Below are 16,160 nucleotides of genomic sequence, written 5' to 3'. Positions count from 1 at the left end.
GATAGGACTGACACGCTGCCTATTTCGCCACTGCGGCGAAGGCAGGCTCGAGCTTGTCGAGGATGTAGGGCACCGAAAGCGCGGTCGGCTGGTTCACCGCGCTGATCTCCTGGGTGGTGAGGAATACGACGGAGCCCTTCTTCACCGCCGGCAGCTCGGCGTATCCGGGCAGCTGCCGGTACTTTTCGTCCAGTCCGGGGGAGTAGCCGGCCAGCAGCACATCGGCGGTGAGCTCGTCGACGCGTTCGGGCGAGAGTGAGAGACGGCCCTGGTTGGCAGCATGGTCGGTAAGGTTCTTGGGGATGCTCAGGCCGAGCTGGCTGAACACCTTGGACGAGCCGTCGTTCGGGTCGGTCAGCACCATCAGCTGCGTGGGGCCGGCCAGCCAGGTGCTCGCGAAGGTCTTGCCCTTCAGACCCGGGTTCGCCGTGGTGATCGCAGCGATCTTCTCGTCCACCTTCGCGATCACCTTGGTCGCGTCGTCCTGCTTGCGCAGTGCCTTACCGAGCGCGTTGACCTGGTCCTGCCACGGCGTGACGGCCTCCTTGGTCAGGCCGGGCAGAGTCGGCGCGACCCGCGAGAGCTCGTCATAGGTCTTCTGGTCGGCGATGAAGGTGTCGACCAGGATGAGATCGGGCTCCAGCGCGGCGACCTGCTCGGCCAGGTTGCCCGAGGTATTCAAAGCCTTCGCGGACTCCAACATTTTCGGCTGCCACGGCGGTGTGCTCTTGGAGGCGACCGCGACATTGTCGATGTAGCCGACCGGGGTCACGCCGAGCGCCAGCGCGGTGTCCAGCCACTGATTGCCGAGGGTGACAACCTTTTTCGGGGTGCCTTCGATGGTGGTCTCGCCGCGCGCGTGGGTGATGGTGACCGAGGGGCCGTCCGAGCTGCTGTCGTCGCTCGACGATCCGCATGCGGTGATGCCGAGGGCGAGAGCCCCGGCAAGCACGGCCACCGTTGCACGCGCCCATCTGCGGGATGCTCGAACAGACTTCATCGTTGAACCCTCCTTCGTCGAGGAACTTCCCCGACTCGACTCCTTCGAGCCACCAGCAATAAGTCAGCCAAGGCTAACCTATCTTGCCGCGGATTCGATGAGCGGTGCGCGTCCGGAGGGTGGGACAGCCACTTGATCGTTACATCGGCTAACTATATAGTTTGCGGAGCTAATATCTCTGCAAGGGGCTGCCGTGACGAATCCATCCACCGATCTCGACCTCGGCGATGTCCGAACCATCCGCCGCCGGTTGCGTTACGACCGGGACCATCCGCGCTACAAGTGGATCGTCCTGACCAACACCACCCTCGGCGTGCTGCTCACCGCGATCAATTCGTCGATCGTGCTGATCTCGCTGCCCGCGATCTTCCGCGGTATCGGTCTGAACCCGCTCGATGCGGGAAATGTCGGCTACCTGCTCTGGATTCTGATGGGGTACCTGCTGGCGACGGCCGTGCTCGTGGTGATGTTCGGGCGGCTCGGCGACATCTTCGGACGTGTGCGCATCTACAACCTCGGCTTCGCGGTGTTCGCGCTCTGTGCGATCGCGCTGTCCTTCGATCCGTGGGACGGCGGGTCCGGGGCGATGTGGATCATCGTCTGGCGGGTCGTGCAGGGTGTCGGCGGGGCCATGCTCATGGCCAACTCCTCGGCGATTCTCACCGACGCCTTCCCGGCGAATCAGCGCGGCACCGCGCTCGGCATCAATATGGTTGCCGCGGTGGCCGGTTCGTTCCTCGGCCTGCTCATCGGCGGCGTGCTCTCGGAGTGGGACTGGCGCGCGGTGTTCTGGGTGAGCGTCCCGATCGGCATCCTCGGCGCCGTCTGGTCCTACCGGTCGCTGCACGAGGTCGGTGTGCGTACGGAAGGCACGGTGGACTGGGCGGGCACCATCCTCTTCGGGCTCGGCTTGACTGCGCTGCTCACCGGCATCACCTATGGCATCCAGCCCTACGGTGGGCATGCCACGGGTTGGTACAGCCCGTGGGTGTTGTCGGCGGTGATCGGCGGCATCGTGCTGCTCGGGGTGTTCTGTGTGGTGGAGAGTCGGATCGCCGATCCGATGTTCAATCTGGCCTTGTTCCGCAACCGGGCGTTCGGCCTCGGCAACTTCGCCAACCTCATGGTTTCCATCGGCCGCGGCGGCATGCAGTTCATGCTGATCATCTGGTTGCAGGGCATCTGGTTGCCATTGCACGGCTACGACTTCGAATCGACCCCGCTGTGGGCAGGTATCTACCTGCTGCCGCTGACCGTGGGATTCCTTGCCGCGGGACCGATTTCGGGCTGGCTGTCGGATCGCTACGGCGCCAGGCTGTTCACCACCGGCGGCGCCGTGATCGCGGGGCTGACCTTCCTGTTGCTGCTGGTGATCCCGGTCGACTTCGACTACTGGCTGTTCGCGCTGATCATCCTGATCAATGGAATCGGCAGCGGGTTGTTCTTCTCGCCCAACACTGCCGCGATCATGTCCAGCGTCCCCGCTGCCCAGCGCGGCGCTGCCTCCGGCATGCGCGGCACGCTTTTCAATGGTGGCAACGCCCTGTCCATGGGAATCTTCTTCTCCCTCATGGTCGTCGGCCTCGCCGCCGGTCTGCCCGCGGCGCTCGACTCCGGTCTGCGCGCGCAGGGCGTCTCGGCCGACGCCGCCGCCCAGCTTGCCGGGATGCCCCCGGTGGCCAGCATGTTCGCCGCCTTCCTCGGCTTCAACCCGATTCAGGAATTGCTCGGCCCCTCCGGCGAATTGAGTAAGCCTGGTGTCGACGCCGGCACCCTGACCGGCCAGGAGTTCTTCCCGCATCTACTCACCGGGCCGTTCCACTCCGGTCTGATCGTCGTGTTCGTCGCGGCGGCCGTGATGATGTTCCTTGCCGCCGCCGCCTCCTACTTCGCGGGCGACAAGTACGTCCATGACGAGGGCGTAGAGCTCGCCGAGGCGGCCGCGCCGGCCGAGGTCACGGTGCCGGTCCCGGTGCGCTGACAGTGCGCCCCGGGCGCTGGCATTGCCTACTTGGCGGCGTTGGCGAACGCGGGCTGCAGCTTGTCGAGCAGATACGGCACCGACAGCGCGGTCGGCTGGTTGACGCCGCCGAGCTCTTGGATGGTCAAGAACGCGACAGCGCCCTTCTGCACTGCGGGCAGCTCACGGAAACCCGGCAGCTGACGGTAGGTTTCGTCCATGCCGGGGGAGTAGCCGGCCAGCAGCAGATCCGCGGTGAGCTCGTCGACGCGTTCCGGCGCCAGCGCCAGCCTGCCCTGACTGGCCGGTTGGTCGGCAAGGTTCTTCGGAATGGCGAGGCCGAGCTGGGTGAAAATCTGGCCGGCGACGGTGTTCGGGTCGGTGAGCACTATCAGCTGGGCCGGGCTCGCCAACCAGGTGCTCGCGACGGTCTTGCCCCTCAGTCCGGGGTTCGCCTGCGTGATGGTCTCGACCTTCTTGCTCACATCGGCGATGACCTTGCTCGCCCGATCCGTCCTACGTAGCACCGCACCGAGCGCGGTCACCTGATCCCGCCATGGCACGACCATCTCATTGCTCAGCGCCGGCAGCGTCGGTGCGATCTTGGACAGCTCGTCGTAAGACTGCTGATCGGCCAGCAGCCCGTCCACGAGAATCAGATCCGGTTGCAGCGCCGCGGCCTGCGCGGCGATATTGCCGGTGGTGTTCAACGCCGTCGCGCCACGTAGCGAGTCGGGTTCCCACGGCGGAGTCGAGTTGGGCACCGTCGCAGCAGTATCGATATAGCCGACCGGAGTCACCCCGAGCGCCAAAGCGGTGTCCATCCACTGATTACCCAGTGCGACAACCCTTTTCGGAGACCCTTCCACTGTGGTTATGCCGCGTGTGTGGGTGATGGTGACGGGTTCGCCGCTGCCGGGGTCTTCGTCGTTGCTCGAAGGCCCGTAGGTGACGATTCCGAGGGCGAGCCCACCGACGAGCACCACGACCGCGGCCAGTGCCCAGCCACGGGGTATCCGAACAGACTTCATCGTTTGACCCCTTTCGCCCAGGCGTGTCCCTGGCGGTGCCCAGTATCGGTCAGCCTAGTACTCCAGCCGGACTTCGTGATCATGGTGTGAGTCGGAATCGGTGCTGGTAGTGGCTGCGTCTATCACCAGCCTGGCGAGGGTGGCCGGGGTGAGCGCCGAGCAGTGGTAGTAGGCCGGTCAACGGCTACGTCGCCGAACGCGGCCACCACCAATTCAGTTGTGTCCCACACAAACACAGCATGATCACGCAGTAGCCGCCCCACTTCCAGCGTCCCGACCAGCAGCATCGACGATCACGAAGTCCGGCTGGAGTATTAGAATGACGATGTGCAGCGCGCTGCAGTGACCGATCCTTCGCGTGTCGTGGTTCTCGGGTCCGGGTTTGCGGGTCTGTGGGCGGCGCTCGCGGCGGCCCGGCGGCTCGACGAGCTCGATGTGGCGGTCGGAACCGTCGATGTCACGATGATCAGTTCCACGCCGTACCACGACATCCGCGTGCGCGACTATGAGACCGATCTGAGCACATCCCGCATCCCGCTGCGCGCTCTTCTCGATCCGGTCGGAATCAAGCACATCGTCGGCGAAGTGACGGCGATCGACGCTCTGGCGCGGGTCGTGGAATCCACCGCAGGCGCTCACGGCTACGACCGGCTGGTGCTCGCGTTGGGCAGCCAGGTGGTCAAGCCCGATATCCCTGGCCTGCGGGAGTTCGGTTTCGACATCGACACCCATGACGCAGCGACCAGACTGCAAGCTCACTTGCGCCGGCTTGCCGAGGGTCCCGCTGACCCGGCGGCCACGACAGTAGTCGTCGTCGGGGCAGGTTTGACGGGGATCGAAGAGGCGACTGAGCTGCCCGCGATGCTCGCCGACGCCTTTGCCACGCGTGCCGTCGCACCGCGGGTCATCCTGATCGACCGCAACCCGTTCGTCGGCTCGGACATGGGCGCATCGGCGCGACCGATCATCGAGGCGGCGCTGGCCGACATCGGGATCGAGACCAAGTTGGGCGTCGGGGTCGTCGCCATCGACGAGCGCGGCGTGACGCTCTCCTCGGGTGAAGTGGTGACCGCCGCCACCGTCGTCTGGTGTGCCGGCATGCGGGCCAACCCGCTGACCGCAGAGTTCGGGGTCGACCGTGACCGGCTGGGTCGACTCCCCGTCGACGATTGTCTGCGGGTCCGCGGTGTGCCCGGGGTATTCGCCGCCGGTGACGTCGCCGCCGCAAAAATGGACGACGAGCATATGTCGGTGATGTCCTGCCAGCACAGCCGCCCGATGGGCCGATGGGCCGGATACAACGTCATCGGCGATCTTCTGGGCAAGCCCATGAAGCCGTTGCGGATCCCTTGGTATGTAACGGTTCTCGATCTGGGACCGGCAGGCGCGGTGTATACCGAGGGCTGGGACCGCCACGTGGTCGCGTGCGGCGAGGAGGCCAAAGACACCAAGCGCTCCATCAACACCCGGCGTATCTATCCTCCGTTGAGCCGCGACCGCGACGCATTGCTGGCCGCCGCCGCGTCCGAACTGCAGGCCGCGCCCGAGCACGGACCCGAGTCCACCCATTGACTACCAATCGCGCTGAGGGATACATAATCCGACAGAAGAGGCAACGATCTCGGTTCTACCTGGTCGTCGCACTCGACACCAAGTACGACATCGAAGAGGTCCGCGAGTTCAGGCTCGACGCCCATGCCGCCGAGTATCGGCTGCATCGCGATGGATTCCTGCAGCTCGAGCATGTCGTGCTCGGCGAGATCAGCTTCGCGGACCTCGTTCGATAGTCGGCGAGATCCCTGCCGGGTCCCTCCGAGGGTTACTCGGCCACCGATCTGGCGACCGGTTCTCGACGGGTGCCGCCGCGCAGCCCGATCGACATGATGTCGGAGGGTTGGTCGAGTTCGATGCGGTGCCAACGGCCGCGTGGCACAACGTAAGCCGTGCCGGAGGTCAGGTGGACCATGGTCTCGTCGTCGCCGGGGTGTTCCGGTCGCAGGTACAGGCGCATCGCGCCGGATAGGCAGCACACCGCCTCTTCGGAGGATGGGTGGACTTCCCAGTGGTCGGCGTGCACATCGGCGTTGGTATCGACATGGAATGTGGCGAGCTGCCAGCCGTCGGAGCCGGTGCTCATTCGACGTTCGCCCGCGCGGACGTTGCCGTCGGGGCGAAAGTGCAGGCCGCTGTCGAACAGGTCGATCGGTGTCTGGCTCATGGGTTTACTTCCTCGGGTACTGCTATGGACGTGCGGGGGAGAGTTCTTCGTGCAGAGGCGCTTTCGGGGCGAGCGTCGAGTCGCGGCGGGCAGCGGGCAAGACCACGGCGGCGACTAGGGCGGCGGTGCCGAACACGAGTGCCGCGATGCCGAGAGCGAGCGCGTAGCCGTCGTTGAGTCCGGCGGGATCGACGTGGGTACCGGAGCGGCTCGCGGCGATGGTGGCGAGCGCGGCGACGCCGACGCTGCCGCCGAGTTGTCGGGCGCTGTTGAACACGCCCGATGCCATGCCCGCTTCTGGTCCCGCGACGCCCATGGTCGCCGCGGCGGCGACCGGAGCCAGGCACAGTCCGAGGCCGAAGCCGCCGACCAGCGAGGGGCCGAGCACGTCGGTGACGAAGCTGCCATCGGGACTGATCAGCGCGAACCAGCCGATGCCCGCGGCAGTGAGCAGGCCGCCGCCGATGAGTGCGGTCTTGGGTGAGCGTCGCGCGCCGACCCGGGTGGCGACCACCGTGCCGATGATCACGGTCAGCGAGAACGGCAGAAAGGCCGCGCCGGTCGCGCCCGCGCTCATCCCCAACACCTGCTGCATATACAGCGACACCAGGTAGAAAGCGGAGAATTGTCCTGCGGCGGCGAGGAATACGAAGAGGTTCGCGCCGGTGACCCAGCGACTGCGGAACAGTCCGAGGCGAACAAGGGGAGTGGCGACCCGCGCCTCCACGGCGAGGAAGCAGGCCAGCACGACGACGCTCGCGGTCAGCGTGGCAATCGTGACACCCGAGGTCCAGCCGTGGTGATCGGTGCGCACCACCCCGATCACCAGCAGGCCGGTGCCCGCGGTCGCGAGCACCGCGCCGAGCGCATCGAGGCGGCCTGCGGCGCGGTCGCGACGATCGGCTGCCACGCCCGCCGCCACCGCCGCGAGTGCGATCGCGACGATCGGGATATTGATCAGCATTACCCAGCGCCAGTTCGCGTACTCGGTCAGCAGCCCGCCGACCAGCACGCCCATCGCGCCGCCCGCGGCATTCACCGCGCTCCACACGCCGAGCGCCCGGATCCGGGCGGGTCCTTCGGTGAAGGTCGTGGTCAGGGTGGCAAGCGCGGCGGGGGCAACGGCCGCCGCCGCCATACCCTGCACGGCGCGTGCGGCCACCAGCTGCCACGGCGCCTGTGCGAAACCTCCTGCCATCGAAGCGATTCCGAAGACGACCAGCCCGGCGGCGAACAACCTTCGCCGTCCGAACAGATCGCAGGCTTTGCCGCCGAGCAGCAGAAACCCGCCGAAGGTCAGCGCGTAGATGTGCACCACCCAGGCCAGCTCGAGCGGCGCGAATCCCAGATCGGCGCGGATTGCGGGCAGCGCGACATTCACGACCGCCATGTCGAGGGCCACCATGAACTGCGCGACGGCCACGGCCGCCAAGGCGACTCCCGGCCGCCCACTCAAGTTTTTATACACGTATAAAAACTAACCGCAGAGCGGCCCCGTGTCCACACATCCGTTCGGCGATGGGCGATGATGGACCTCATGCCGAACCCGTCGCCGCAGCACAACCGCACCGGAAGGCCCCCGCGCATCTCCCTGCCGGAGATCCTCGCCGCGGCCCATGCGGTCATCGATGCCGATGGCGTCGAGAAGCTGACGATGCGTCGTCTCGCCACCGAACTCGCCTGTACCCCGATGGCGCTCTACCACCACGTGCACGACAAGGAAGACCTACTGCGGCTACTGCTGAACGACTACGCCGACCACGTGGTCTGGCCGCCACTGCCGGATGCGCCACGCGAGCGAATCCTGGTCGCCGCCAAGGCAATGCATGAGGTGCTCGCCGCACGCTCATGGATCGTCGAGGTCCTCGTCTCCGACGACCTCTTCGGCGTCTCGGCACTCTGGATCAACGAAACCATCGTCGATGCCGCCATCGCGAGCGGCCTCGGTCCCGATCGGGCCGTACAGGCCTACCGCGTGATCTGGCACTACACCGCGGGCGACCTCATAGTTCGCGCCAAATCCGAGCGCCGAGCCGCCGAAAGCCGTCCCACCTACCGCGAATCGGTCTTCGCCGACCTCGATCCCGAAACCCTGCCCCGCCTATCGGCTCTCGGTCCGCGCTGGGTCGAGCTCACTGCGGTGGACACTTACGAATATGGCCTGCGGGCCTTGGTCGACGGTCTGCTCGCAGGCAGCGAAAGCTAGGGCCCTCGAGGGCTTACGCGAACACGCCGGCTTCGCACTGTGGGGACGGCGTTCTCGTTGCGGCCGGCGGTGTAGTGGGCATAGACGGTCTGCGGGGTCAGGCCCCATTCGGGCTTCTCGACCGGGGTACCCAGCCGGTCGAAGGCTCGCTTCGCTTCGAAATCGACTATGGCGCGTAGAGATTCGATCAACCACAGGCAGCGAAAGTCGGCAGCCCGGCGTGCTGCCGGGCTGCTCGTCGGACGCTGGATAACCTCGAAGCGCTCAGAAACTGACGCGCTGGTTCTCCGGCATGAACAACTTGTCGCCTTCCTTCACCTCGAAGGTCTTATAGAACTCGGCGAGGTTGCGCATCACCTGGTTGCAGCGGAATTCGTTGGGGGAGTGGGTGTCCTGCAGTTGACTGATGGTGGCTTCCTCGGTCTGCTTCTCGCGCCAGCTGCGGGCATGGGAGAAGAACATCTGCTGGAAGTCCGGCTCTTTGCCTTCCCGCTTCGCCGCGATGCGGTAGGCCTCCAGCGCGATCTGGAGCCCACGCAGATCGGCGAGGTTCTCGCCGACCGTGAGCGCGCCGTCGACGTGGTATTTGGGGTCGAGGCCCTCCGGGACAAGCGGGTTGTACTGGTCGATCAACTGCTTGGTCTTGGCTTCGAACGCGGCGAGATCCTCGGGGGTCCACCAGTCGCGCCGGTTGCCGTCGGCGTCGTACTTGGCGCCCTGATCGTCGAAGCCGTGCCCGATCTCGTGGCCGATGGTGGCCCCGACCGCACCGTAATTGACCGCTGCGGTGGCGTCCTTGTCGAAGAACGGCGGCTGCAAATAGGCGGCCGGGAAGGTGATCTGGTTATTGGTCGGGGAGTAATAGGCGTTCACCGTCTGCGGCGACATGCCCCATTCGGCTTTGTCGACGGGGGTGCCGAGCCGGTTGAAGGCCTTCTTGGACTCGAAAGCATTGACCGCGCGCAGGGATTCGATCAACTTGCCCCTGGTGATCTTCAATTCGGAGTAGTCGTCCCACTTGTCCGGGTAGCCGATCCTGGCCTCGATCTTGTCGAGCTTGACGATGGACGCTTCCCTGGTCGGCTGCGACATCCAGGTGGAATGGGTGAAGTTGTCCTTGTACGCGGCCATGAGGTCGGCGACCATTTCCTTGGCGCGATCCTTGGCCTCCGGCGGAAAGTGCGCGGTGACATACAGTTTCCCGAGCTGGTCGCCGAGATTGTCGTCCACGACGCCGACCGCCGACTTCCACAGCTCCGGGCGTTCGTCGAGCCCGCTCAGCACCCTGCCGACGAAATCGAAGCGCGCATCCGCGATGGCCTTGGGCAGGAAGCGGGCGAAATTCGCCGTCACGCTCGTGCGCAGGTACTCCCGCCAGACAGCGATATCGACGTCGGCCCACAGCTGCGCCATCCCCGTCACGAACGACGGCTGGGAAACCACGATCTTGTCGAACAGCTGGCGCGGCCGGTCGGTATTGCCCGCCATCCAGGGCTCCCAGTCGAATTGCGGTCCGAGCGCGGTCAGCTCCGACCAGCTCATCAGGTTGTAGGTGGCGTCGGTGTTCCGGTTGCGCACGCTGTCCCAATGCACGGCCGCGATCTTGGCTTCCAGCTCGACCACCCGCTGCGCCAGGCCGATCGGATCGGCGAAGCCCGCGGCCGCGGCCATCTTTTCCACGTAGGTCTTGTAGCCCGCGAGCTGCGTCGTGTACTCGGGTTTGCGGTAGTACTGCTCGCTGAGGCCGAGGCCGGACTGGCTGATGGTCGGGATGTAGGCGTTGGAGTTCTTGCGATCAATGCCGATACCGATGCCGATCAGACCCGAGATGGGCAGTTCGGCCATCACCTTGGCCAGGTCCGGCTTGGTCGCGGCGCCGTCGATCTTGGCGTACAGATCGGCCAGCGGGGTCATCCCGAGCCGTTCGATCGTGTCGAGATCGAGGCGCGCGTCGTAGAGGTCGCGAATCTGCTGCGCCTCCGAGCCCGCCTTCGGATCGTTGATGCCTTCGATGATCGCCCGCAACTGGTCCAGCGTGCGGTCGGAAGCCTCGCTGATCGCACCGACGGCGGCCTTGTCCGGCGGCAGCTGGTACTCCCGCAGCCACTTGCCGTTGACGTGCCGGTACAGATCGTCCTGCGGCCGGATAGCGCCATCGGCGCCACCCAGATCGACACCGGTGAGCTGCACGTTGTCGTTCTTCGAGCACGAAGCCAACGCGATGGCGGCCGGTACGACCCCCAGCGCGACCAGGAAGGCACGACGGTCCAGCTGGCCGGGACGACCGTTTGATGTCACGAGGATTCCTCTCCCGATGCGGTGTCCCGCATCCTCGTCAGGCGCGATATTGCTTGCCCGAGGCTACCTGTCTCCGATGGCGCGGGCCCGGCGTATCAGAGCGTGACCCGCTGGTCCTCGGGCAGGAACAGCCGGTCGGCGGCGGTGACGCCGAAGGTGCGGTAGAACTCGGCGATATTGCGGATCACCTGATTGCATCGGAACTCATTGGGGGCGTGGACGTCCATGGCCAGGCGCAGCTCCTGCCGCTGCTCGGTCGACTTGTCCCGCCAGATGCGCGCCCAGGAAAGGAACAGCGTCGGGTAGTCGGGTTCGCCGGTGCCGTCGTGCTGTCCCGCGATCCGCAGGGCCGCCAGCGCGATGCTCAGCCCCCGCAGATCGGCGAGGTTCTCGCCGACGGTGAGTGCGCCGTCGACGTGCTTTTCCGGATCGAGGCCGACGGGAACGAGCGCGTTGTACTGCGCGATGAGCTGCGCGGTCTTGGTGTCGAACGCGGCCCGATCCGCCGGGGTCCACCAGTCGCGCAGGTTGCCGTCGGCGTCGTATTCCGATCCTTGGTCGTCGAAGCCGTGACCGATTTCGTGACCGATGATCGCGCCGATCGCGCCGTAGTTGACCGCCGCCTGAGCATCCTTGTCGAAGAACGGTGGCTGCAGAATGGCCGCGGGGAACGAAATCTCATTGGCGCTCGGGTCGTACATGGCGTTCACCGTCTGCGGCGATATGCCCCATTCGGACCTGTCGACCGGTGTGCCGAGTCGCGCGAACATCCGCTTGCGCTCGAAAGTTTCTGCCGCGCGGAGGGATTCGATCAGTTTGCCCCTGGTGATGTGCAGTCCGGAGTAGTCGATCCAGGTGTCCGGATAGCCGATCTTCGCGACGATCTTGTCCAGTTTGGCGATCGACGCAGCCCTGGTCGGCGGCGACATCCACGACGAGTTGGTGAAGTTGTCCCGATAGGCAGCCATGAGATCGGCCACGAGCGCCTGCGCCCGTTCCTTGGCGATCGGCGGAAAGTACTTGCCTACATAGAGTTTCCCGAGCGGCTGGCCGAGCGTGTCGTCGACGGTGTCGATGCCGTCCTTCCACGGCTCTTGACGCTGTTGCTGGCCTTGCAACGCCTTGCCGATGAAGTCGAAGGCGGCAGCGGAGATGACTTCGGGTAGTTCGGCCGCGAATTTCTTTACCACGGCCGTGCGCAAGTATTCCCGCCAGCTCGCGATGTCGACCTCGGCCCAGAGTTGCCCTGCCGCTGTGACGAAAGACGGCTGCCCCACCACCACCTTGTCGAACAGCCCCCTGGGCCGGTCGGTACTACCCGCCAGCCACGGTTCCCAGTCGAATTGTGGTGCGAGCGAAGTCAATTCGGTCCAGCTGAGCAGGTTGTAGGTGGCGTCGGGATTGCGCAGCCGAACGTCGTCCCAATACCCGGCGGCAATCCTGGTCTCCAGCGCGAGCACGCGCTGTGCCGTGCCCGACGGATCGAGGAAGTCCGCACCGGCGGCGATGCGCTCCAGATAGGTTCGGTAGGCCGCCAGCTGCTCGGCGTATTCGGGCTTCCGGTAGTACTGCTCGCCCATGGTCGAATCTATGCCGGATTGGCTGATCATGGCGATGTAGTCGCCGGAGTTCTTCTGGTCGACCGCGACCCCGAGCCCGATCAGGCCGCCGACCGGCAGCGTGCCCATCACCCGGGCGAGGTCTGCCTTGGTCGCGGCGCCGTCGATCGCGGCGAACAGGTCGGCAAGTGGAGTGCTGCCCAGTCGCTCGATCTCGTCGAGATCGAGCCTGGCGTCGTAGAGATCGCGGATCTGCTCTTCGGTCGACCCTGGCTTCGGGTCGCGAATGCTGTCGACGATGTCGCGCAACTGTTGCTGAACACGGTCGCGGACCTCGTTGAACGAGGAATACGAGGGCCGGTCCGCCGGCAGCTGATAATCGCGCAGCCAAGTCCCGTTGACGTGCCGGTATAGATCGTCTTGCGGACGAATCGCCTGGTCGGTACCGCTCATGTCGACCCCGGTCGGCGGCGTCGCCGCATCCCTGGAGCAGGACGCCAGAACCGTGGTGGCGGGAATCACTCCGAGTGCGATCAGGAAAGCTCGACGATCGAATCGAAACGGACCGGCATACGAACTCAAGAAACCCCTCTTCCAGCGGCGATATCGAATACGGGTGGCATTTTTGGCGATCATGCCCTGGACCGAGGGTAGTAACGAGAAGGCTCGCTGGCACTGATCGGCAGGGGTTTCACAGCTGAATGTCAGGGTTGCCGAAATGGACCCGATTTTGGGATGACCAGCGGATTCCCCTACACTGAACCGGTTGCCTGCGGGAGCTATGCCCGCAATCCGGCCGTGAACCCCCAGTGGTTGGGTCATCGAGATCCAGATAACCGCTGGCAGGCGCGCGTTCGGGTGGCAGCAGGACCATGCCCGTCGGGTCGGCAATCCGGCGTGCGTATACATCCAGGTCAAGGAGGCTGAAGTGATTCAGCAGGAGTCGCGACTGCGCGTCGCCGACAACACGGGTGCGAAGGAAATTCTTTGCATCCGCGTGCTCGGTGGCTCGTCACGTCGCTATGCCGGCATCGGCGACATCATCGTCGCCACCGTCAAGGACGCTGTCCCTGGCGGCAACGTCAAGAAGGGCGAGGTCGTCAAGGCCGTCGTCGTGCGCACCGTCAAGGAGCGCCGCCGCCCGGACGGTTCCTACATCAAGTTCGATGAGAACGCCGCCGTGCTCATCAAGGCGGACAACGACCCGCGTGGCACCCGTATCTTCGGCCCGGTCGGCCGCGAGCTGCGCGAGAAGAAGTTCATGAAGATCGTTTCGCTGGCCCCGGAGGTGCTCTGACATGAAGGTGCACAAGGGCGACACCGTTCTCGTCATCTCGGGTAAGGACAAGGGCGCCAAGGGCAAGGTCATTCAGGCCTACCCGGCGACCGGCAAGATCCTGGTCGAGGGCGTGAACCGGATCAAGAAGCACGTCGCGGACTCCGCGAACCAGCGTGGCGCCTCCTCCGGTGGCATCGTGACCCAGGAAGCCCCGATCCAGGTCTCGAACGTGATGGTCGTCGATTCCGATGGCAAGCCGACCCGTGTCGGTTACCGCACCGATGAGGAGAGCGGCAAGCGGGTCCGGATCTCCCGTAAGAACGGGAAGGACATCTGACATGACTACCTCTGAGAAGACCCAGCCGCGCCTGAAGGCGCGCTACCGCGCCGAGATCAAGGACGCGCTGAACGGCGAGTTCGAGTACGCCAACGTGATGCAGATCCCCGGCGTGGTCAAGGTCGTCGTCAACATGGGTGTCGGTGACGCCGCCCGTGACGCGAAGCTGATCAACGGCGCCATCAAGGATCTGGAACTGATCACCGGTCAGAAGCCCGAGGTCCGCAAGGCGACCAAGTCGATCGCGCAGTTCAAGCTGCGTGAGGGCATGCCCATCGGTGCGAAGGTCACGCTGCGTGGCGACCGCATGTGGGAGTTCCTCGACCGCCTGGTCTCCATCGCGCTGCCCCGTATCCGCGACTTCCGCGGCCTGTCGCCGAAGCAGTTCGACGGCAACGGCAACTACACGTTCGGCCTGAGCGAGCAGTCGATGTTCCACGAGATCGACGTGGACTCCATCGACCGTCCGCGTGGTATGGACATCACGGTCGTGACCACCGCGACGAACAACGAAGAGGGCCGCGCCCTTCTCAAGCACCTCGGCTTCCCGTTCAAGGAGAACTGACGATGGCCAAGAAAGCACTGCGTATCAAGGCCGAGGCCAAGCCGAAGTTCGGGGTCCGCGCCTACACCCGTTGCCAGCGCTGCGGTCGCCCGCATGCTGTCTACCGCAAGTTCGGCCTGTGCCGTGTCTGCCTTCGCGAGATGGCGCACCGCGGCGAGCTGCCGGGCGTGCACAAGAGCTCCTGGTAGCCACCACCAACTTCCGTCGTCCCGGCGCAAGCCGGGGCACGACGGGAAACTAACCCCAACTTCGTGATAGGCCCACGGGTCCTTCGGGCTCTTGCATGGGAACCGTTGCGAGAAAGGTAAACGGTCAAAAACATGACCATGACTGATCCGATCGCAGACTTCCTCACTCGTCTGCGCAACGCCAACTCGGCGTACCACGATCAGGTGAAGGCGCCGCACTCGAAGCTCAAGGCGAACATCGCCGAGATCCTCAAGCGCGAGGGCTACATCGCCGATTACCGGACCGAGGACGCGACCGTCGGCAAGAGCCTCGTCGTCGACCTCAAGTACGGCCCCAGCCGTGAGCGCAGCCTGCAGGGCCTGCGTCGCGTCTCGAAGCCGGGTCTGCGTGTGTACGCAAAGTCCACCAACCTGCCCAAGGTCCTGGGCGGCCTCGGCGTGGCGATCATCTCCACGTCGACCGGTCTGCTCACGGATCGCCAGGCGGCCAAGCAAGGTGTAGGCGGGGAAGTCCTCGCCTACGTCTGGTAAGGGGAGGTAGGACAATGTCGCGTATCGGCAAGAAGCCCATCGCAATTCCCGCGGGCGTCGATGTCACCATCGATGGCCAGAACGTGTCGGTGAAGGGTCCCAAGGGCACCCTGTCGCACACCGTCGCCGAGCCGATCACCGTCGCCAAGGGCGAGGACGGTCAGCTCGAGGTCGCCCGTCCGAACGACGAGCGCCAGAGTCGTGCACTGCACGGCCTGACCCGCACCCTGGTCTCGAACATGGTCGAAGGTGTGACCAAGGGCTACGAGAAGAAGATGGAAATCTTCGGCGTCGGTTACCGCGTGCAGGCCAAGGGTTCGAACCTCGAGTTCGCTCTCGGCTACAGCCACCCGGTCCCGGTCGAGGCCCCGGAAGGCATCACCTTCGCGGTGGAAACGCCCACCAAGTTCTCTGTGTCCGGAATCGACAAGCAGAAGGTCGGTCAGATCTCCGCTGTGATCCACGGACTGCGCAAGCCCGACCCGTACAAGGGCAAGGGCATCCGCTACGCCGGCGAGGTCGTTCGCCGCAAGGTCGGAAAGACGGGTAAGTGATCATGGCGCAAACCGAAAACCAGAAGGCCAAGCGCGTCCCGCGCGGCAAGGATGTGTCGACCACGCGTCGGCTGTCCAAGACGCGTCGTCACTTCCGTCTGCGCAAGAAGGTCGTCGGCACCACCGAGCGTCCGCGCCTGGTGGTCAACCGTTCCTCGCGTCACCTGCACGCACAGCTCATCGACGACTCGGTCGGCAAGACGATTGCCGCCGCGTCCTCGATCGAGGCCGATGTGCGCGCCGTGGACGGCGACAAGTCGGCCAAGGGCAAGAAGGTCGGCGCGCTGCTGGCCGAGCGTGCCAAGGCTGCCGGCGTCGAGGCCGTCGTGTTCGACCGTGGTGGTCACGATTACCACGGCCGGATCGCCGCGCTGGCGGATGCCGCTCGCGAAGGTGGGTTGAAGTTCTGATGACTGCAAACATTTACGGAAGGA

17 protein-coding genes are annotated in these 16,160 nt (G+C 65.2%); 11 read left to right on the top strand and 6 right to left on the bottom strand.

Annotation, left to right across the window (positions count from 1 at the left end):
- Nucleotides 1-19: 19 nt before the first annotated feature.
- Nucleotides 20-1,000 carry an ABC transporter substrate-binding protein gene (locus ACLMAL_RS00725; RefSeq protein ID WP_411997314.1) on the bottom strand — a complete coding sequence of 327 codons (981 nt, stop codon included), beginning with the start codon at nucleotides 998-1,000 and terminating at the stop codon, nucleotides 20-22.
- A gap of 193 nt (nucleotides 1,001-1,193) precedes the next feature.
- On the opposite strand from ACLMAL_RS00725, the gene ACLMAL_RS00720 reads away from it, so the two are divergent.
- Nucleotides 1,194-2,981, top strand: a complete 1,788-nt coding sequence (locus ACLMAL_RS00720) for an MFS transporter (protein WP_411997313.1) — start codon at nucleotides 1,194-1,196, stop codon at nucleotides 2,979-2,981.
- Between the two features lie 26 nt (nucleotides 2,982-3,007).
- Here the strand turns inward: ACLMAL_RS00720 and ACLMAL_RS00715 are convergent, their stop codons facing one another.
- Complete coding sequence (locus ACLMAL_RS00715) at nucleotides 3,008-3,991, bottom strand: ABC transporter substrate-binding protein (RefSeq protein WP_411997312.1); 984 nt, start codon at nucleotides 3,989-3,991, stop codon at nucleotides 3,008-3,010.
- 342 nt (nucleotides 3,992-4,333) lie between these two features.
- Here ACLMAL_RS00715 and ACLMAL_RS00710 point away from each other — a divergent pair, with 342 nt between their 5' ends.
- Together ACLMAL_RS00710 and ACLMAL_RS00705 are read left to right on the top strand one after the other, a co-directional pair.
- Nucleotides 4,334-5,563 (top strand): NAD(P)/FAD-dependent oxidoreductase, encoded by a 1,230-nt coding sequence (locus ACLMAL_RS00710; RefSeq protein WP_411997521.1) that lies wholly within the window; start codon nucleotides 4,334-4,336, stop codon nucleotides 5,561-5,563.
- Nucleotides 5,560-5,778, top strand: coding sequence for a hypothetical protein (locus tag ACLMAL_RS00705; RefSeq protein ID WP_411997311.1), 219 nt, complete (start codon nucleotides 5,560-5,562; stop codon nucleotides 5,776-5,778). The genes ACLMAL_RS00710 and ACLMAL_RS00705 overlap by 4 nt, the downstream gene beginning before the upstream one ends.
- 32 nt (nucleotides 5,779-5,810) lie before the next feature.
- On the opposite strand, the gene ACLMAL_RS00700 is transcribed toward ACLMAL_RS00705, so the two are convergent.
- Together ACLMAL_RS00700 and ACLMAL_RS00695 are read right to left on the bottom strand one after the other, a co-directional pair.
- Entirely contained in the window at nucleotides 5,811-6,209 is a 399-nt protein-coding gene (locus ACLMAL_RS00700; protein ID WP_411997310.1) for a cupin, read from the bottom strand.
- A 22-nt stretch (nucleotides 6,210-6,231) separates the two neighbouring features.
- Nucleotides 6,232-7,677: an MFS transporter gene (locus ACLMAL_RS00695; RefSeq protein WP_411997309.1), complete on the bottom strand. Its 1,446-nt coding sequence runs from the start codon at nucleotides 7,675-7,677 to the stop codon at nucleotides 6,232-6,234.
- Nucleotides 7,678-7,746: 69 nt separating this feature from the next.
- On the opposite strand from ACLMAL_RS00695, the gene ACLMAL_RS00690 reads away from it, so the two are divergent.
- On the top strand, nucleotides 7,747-8,415 hold the full coding sequence (locus ACLMAL_RS00690) for a TetR/AcrR family transcriptional regulator (protein WP_411997308.1): 669 nt from the start codon (nucleotides 7,747-7,749) through the stop codon (nucleotides 8,413-8,415).
- A gap of 264 nt (nucleotides 8,416-8,679) precedes the next feature.
- Here the strand turns inward: ACLMAL_RS00690 and ACLMAL_RS00685 are convergent, their stop codons facing one another.
- Together ACLMAL_RS00685 and ACLMAL_RS00680 are read right to left on the bottom strand one after the other, a co-directional pair.
- Complete coding sequence (locus ACLMAL_RS00685; protein ID WP_411997307.1) at nucleotides 8,680-10,713, bottom strand: M13 family metallopeptidase; 2,034 nt, start codon at nucleotides 10,711-10,713, stop codon at nucleotides 8,680-8,682.
- A gap of 95 nt (nucleotides 10,714-10,808) precedes the next feature.
- On the bottom strand, nucleotides 10,809-12,854 hold the full coding sequence (locus tag ACLMAL_RS00680; RefSeq protein ID WP_411997306.1) for a M13 family metallopeptidase: 2,046 nt from the start codon (nucleotides 12,852-12,854) through the stop codon (nucleotides 10,809-10,811).
- A 346-nt stretch (nucleotides 12,855-13,200) separates the two neighbouring features.
- Here ACLMAL_RS00680 and rplN point away from each other — a divergent pair, with 346 nt between their 5' ends.
- The 7 genes from rplN (at nucleotide 13,201) to rplR (ending at nucleotide 16,136) form a co-directional block, all read left to right on the top strand.
- Nucleotides 13,201-13,569 (top strand): 50S ribosomal protein L14, encoded by a 369-nt coding sequence (gene rplN, locus ACLMAL_RS00675; protein WP_040686591.1) that lies wholly within the window; start codon nucleotides 13,201-13,203, stop codon nucleotides 13,567-13,569.
- Nucleotide 13,570: 1 nt separating this feature from the next.
- Complete coding sequence (gene rplX / locus ACLMAL_RS00670) at nucleotides 13,571-13,888, top strand: 50S ribosomal protein L24 (protein WP_328409219.1); 318 nt, start codon at nucleotides 13,571-13,573, stop codon at nucleotides 13,886-13,888.
- A gap of 1 nt (nucleotide 13,889) precedes the next feature.
- Complete coding sequence (gene rplE / locus ACLMAL_RS00665; RefSeq protein ID WP_328409221.1) at nucleotides 13,890-14,453, top strand: 50S ribosomal protein L5; 564 nt, start codon at nucleotides 13,890-13,892, stop codon at nucleotides 14,451-14,453.
- Nucleotides 14,454-14,455: 2 nt separating this feature from the next.
- On the top strand, nucleotides 14,456-14,641 hold the full coding sequence (locus tag ACLMAL_RS00660; RefSeq protein WP_188829844.1) for a type Z 30S ribosomal protein S14: 186 nt from the start codon (nucleotides 14,456-14,458) through the stop codon (nucleotides 14,639-14,641).
- Nucleotides 14,642-14,773: 132 nt separating this feature from the next.
- Nucleotides 14,774-15,172, top strand: a complete 399-nt coding sequence (gene rpsH / locus ACLMAL_RS00655) for a 30S ribosomal protein S8 (protein ID WP_014981717.1) — start codon at nucleotides 14,774-14,776, stop codon at nucleotides 15,170-15,172.
- Nucleotides 15,173-15,186: 14 nt separating this feature from the next.
- Nucleotides 15,187-15,726 (top strand): 50S ribosomal protein L6, encoded by a 540-nt coding sequence (gene rplF / locus ACLMAL_RS00650; RefSeq protein WP_411997305.1) that lies wholly within the window; start codon nucleotides 15,187-15,189, stop codon nucleotides 15,724-15,726.
- Between the two features lie 2 nt (nucleotides 15,727-15,728).
- Entirely contained in the window at nucleotides 15,729-16,136 is a 408-nt protein-coding gene (rplR, locus tag ACLMAL_RS00645; RefSeq protein ID WP_328409226.1) for a 50S ribosomal protein L18, read from the top strand.
- The last annotated feature ends 24 nt before the right edge of the window (nucleotides 16,137-16,160 follow it).

Origin of the sequence: Nocardia sp. CWNU-33 (genome assembly GCF_046764895.1) — a bacterium.
Classification (GTDB): Bacteria; Actinomycetota; Actinomycetes; order Mycobacteriales; family Mycobacteriaceae; genus Nocardia.
This window is presented reverse-complemented; position numbering and strand designations above follow the sequence as displayed.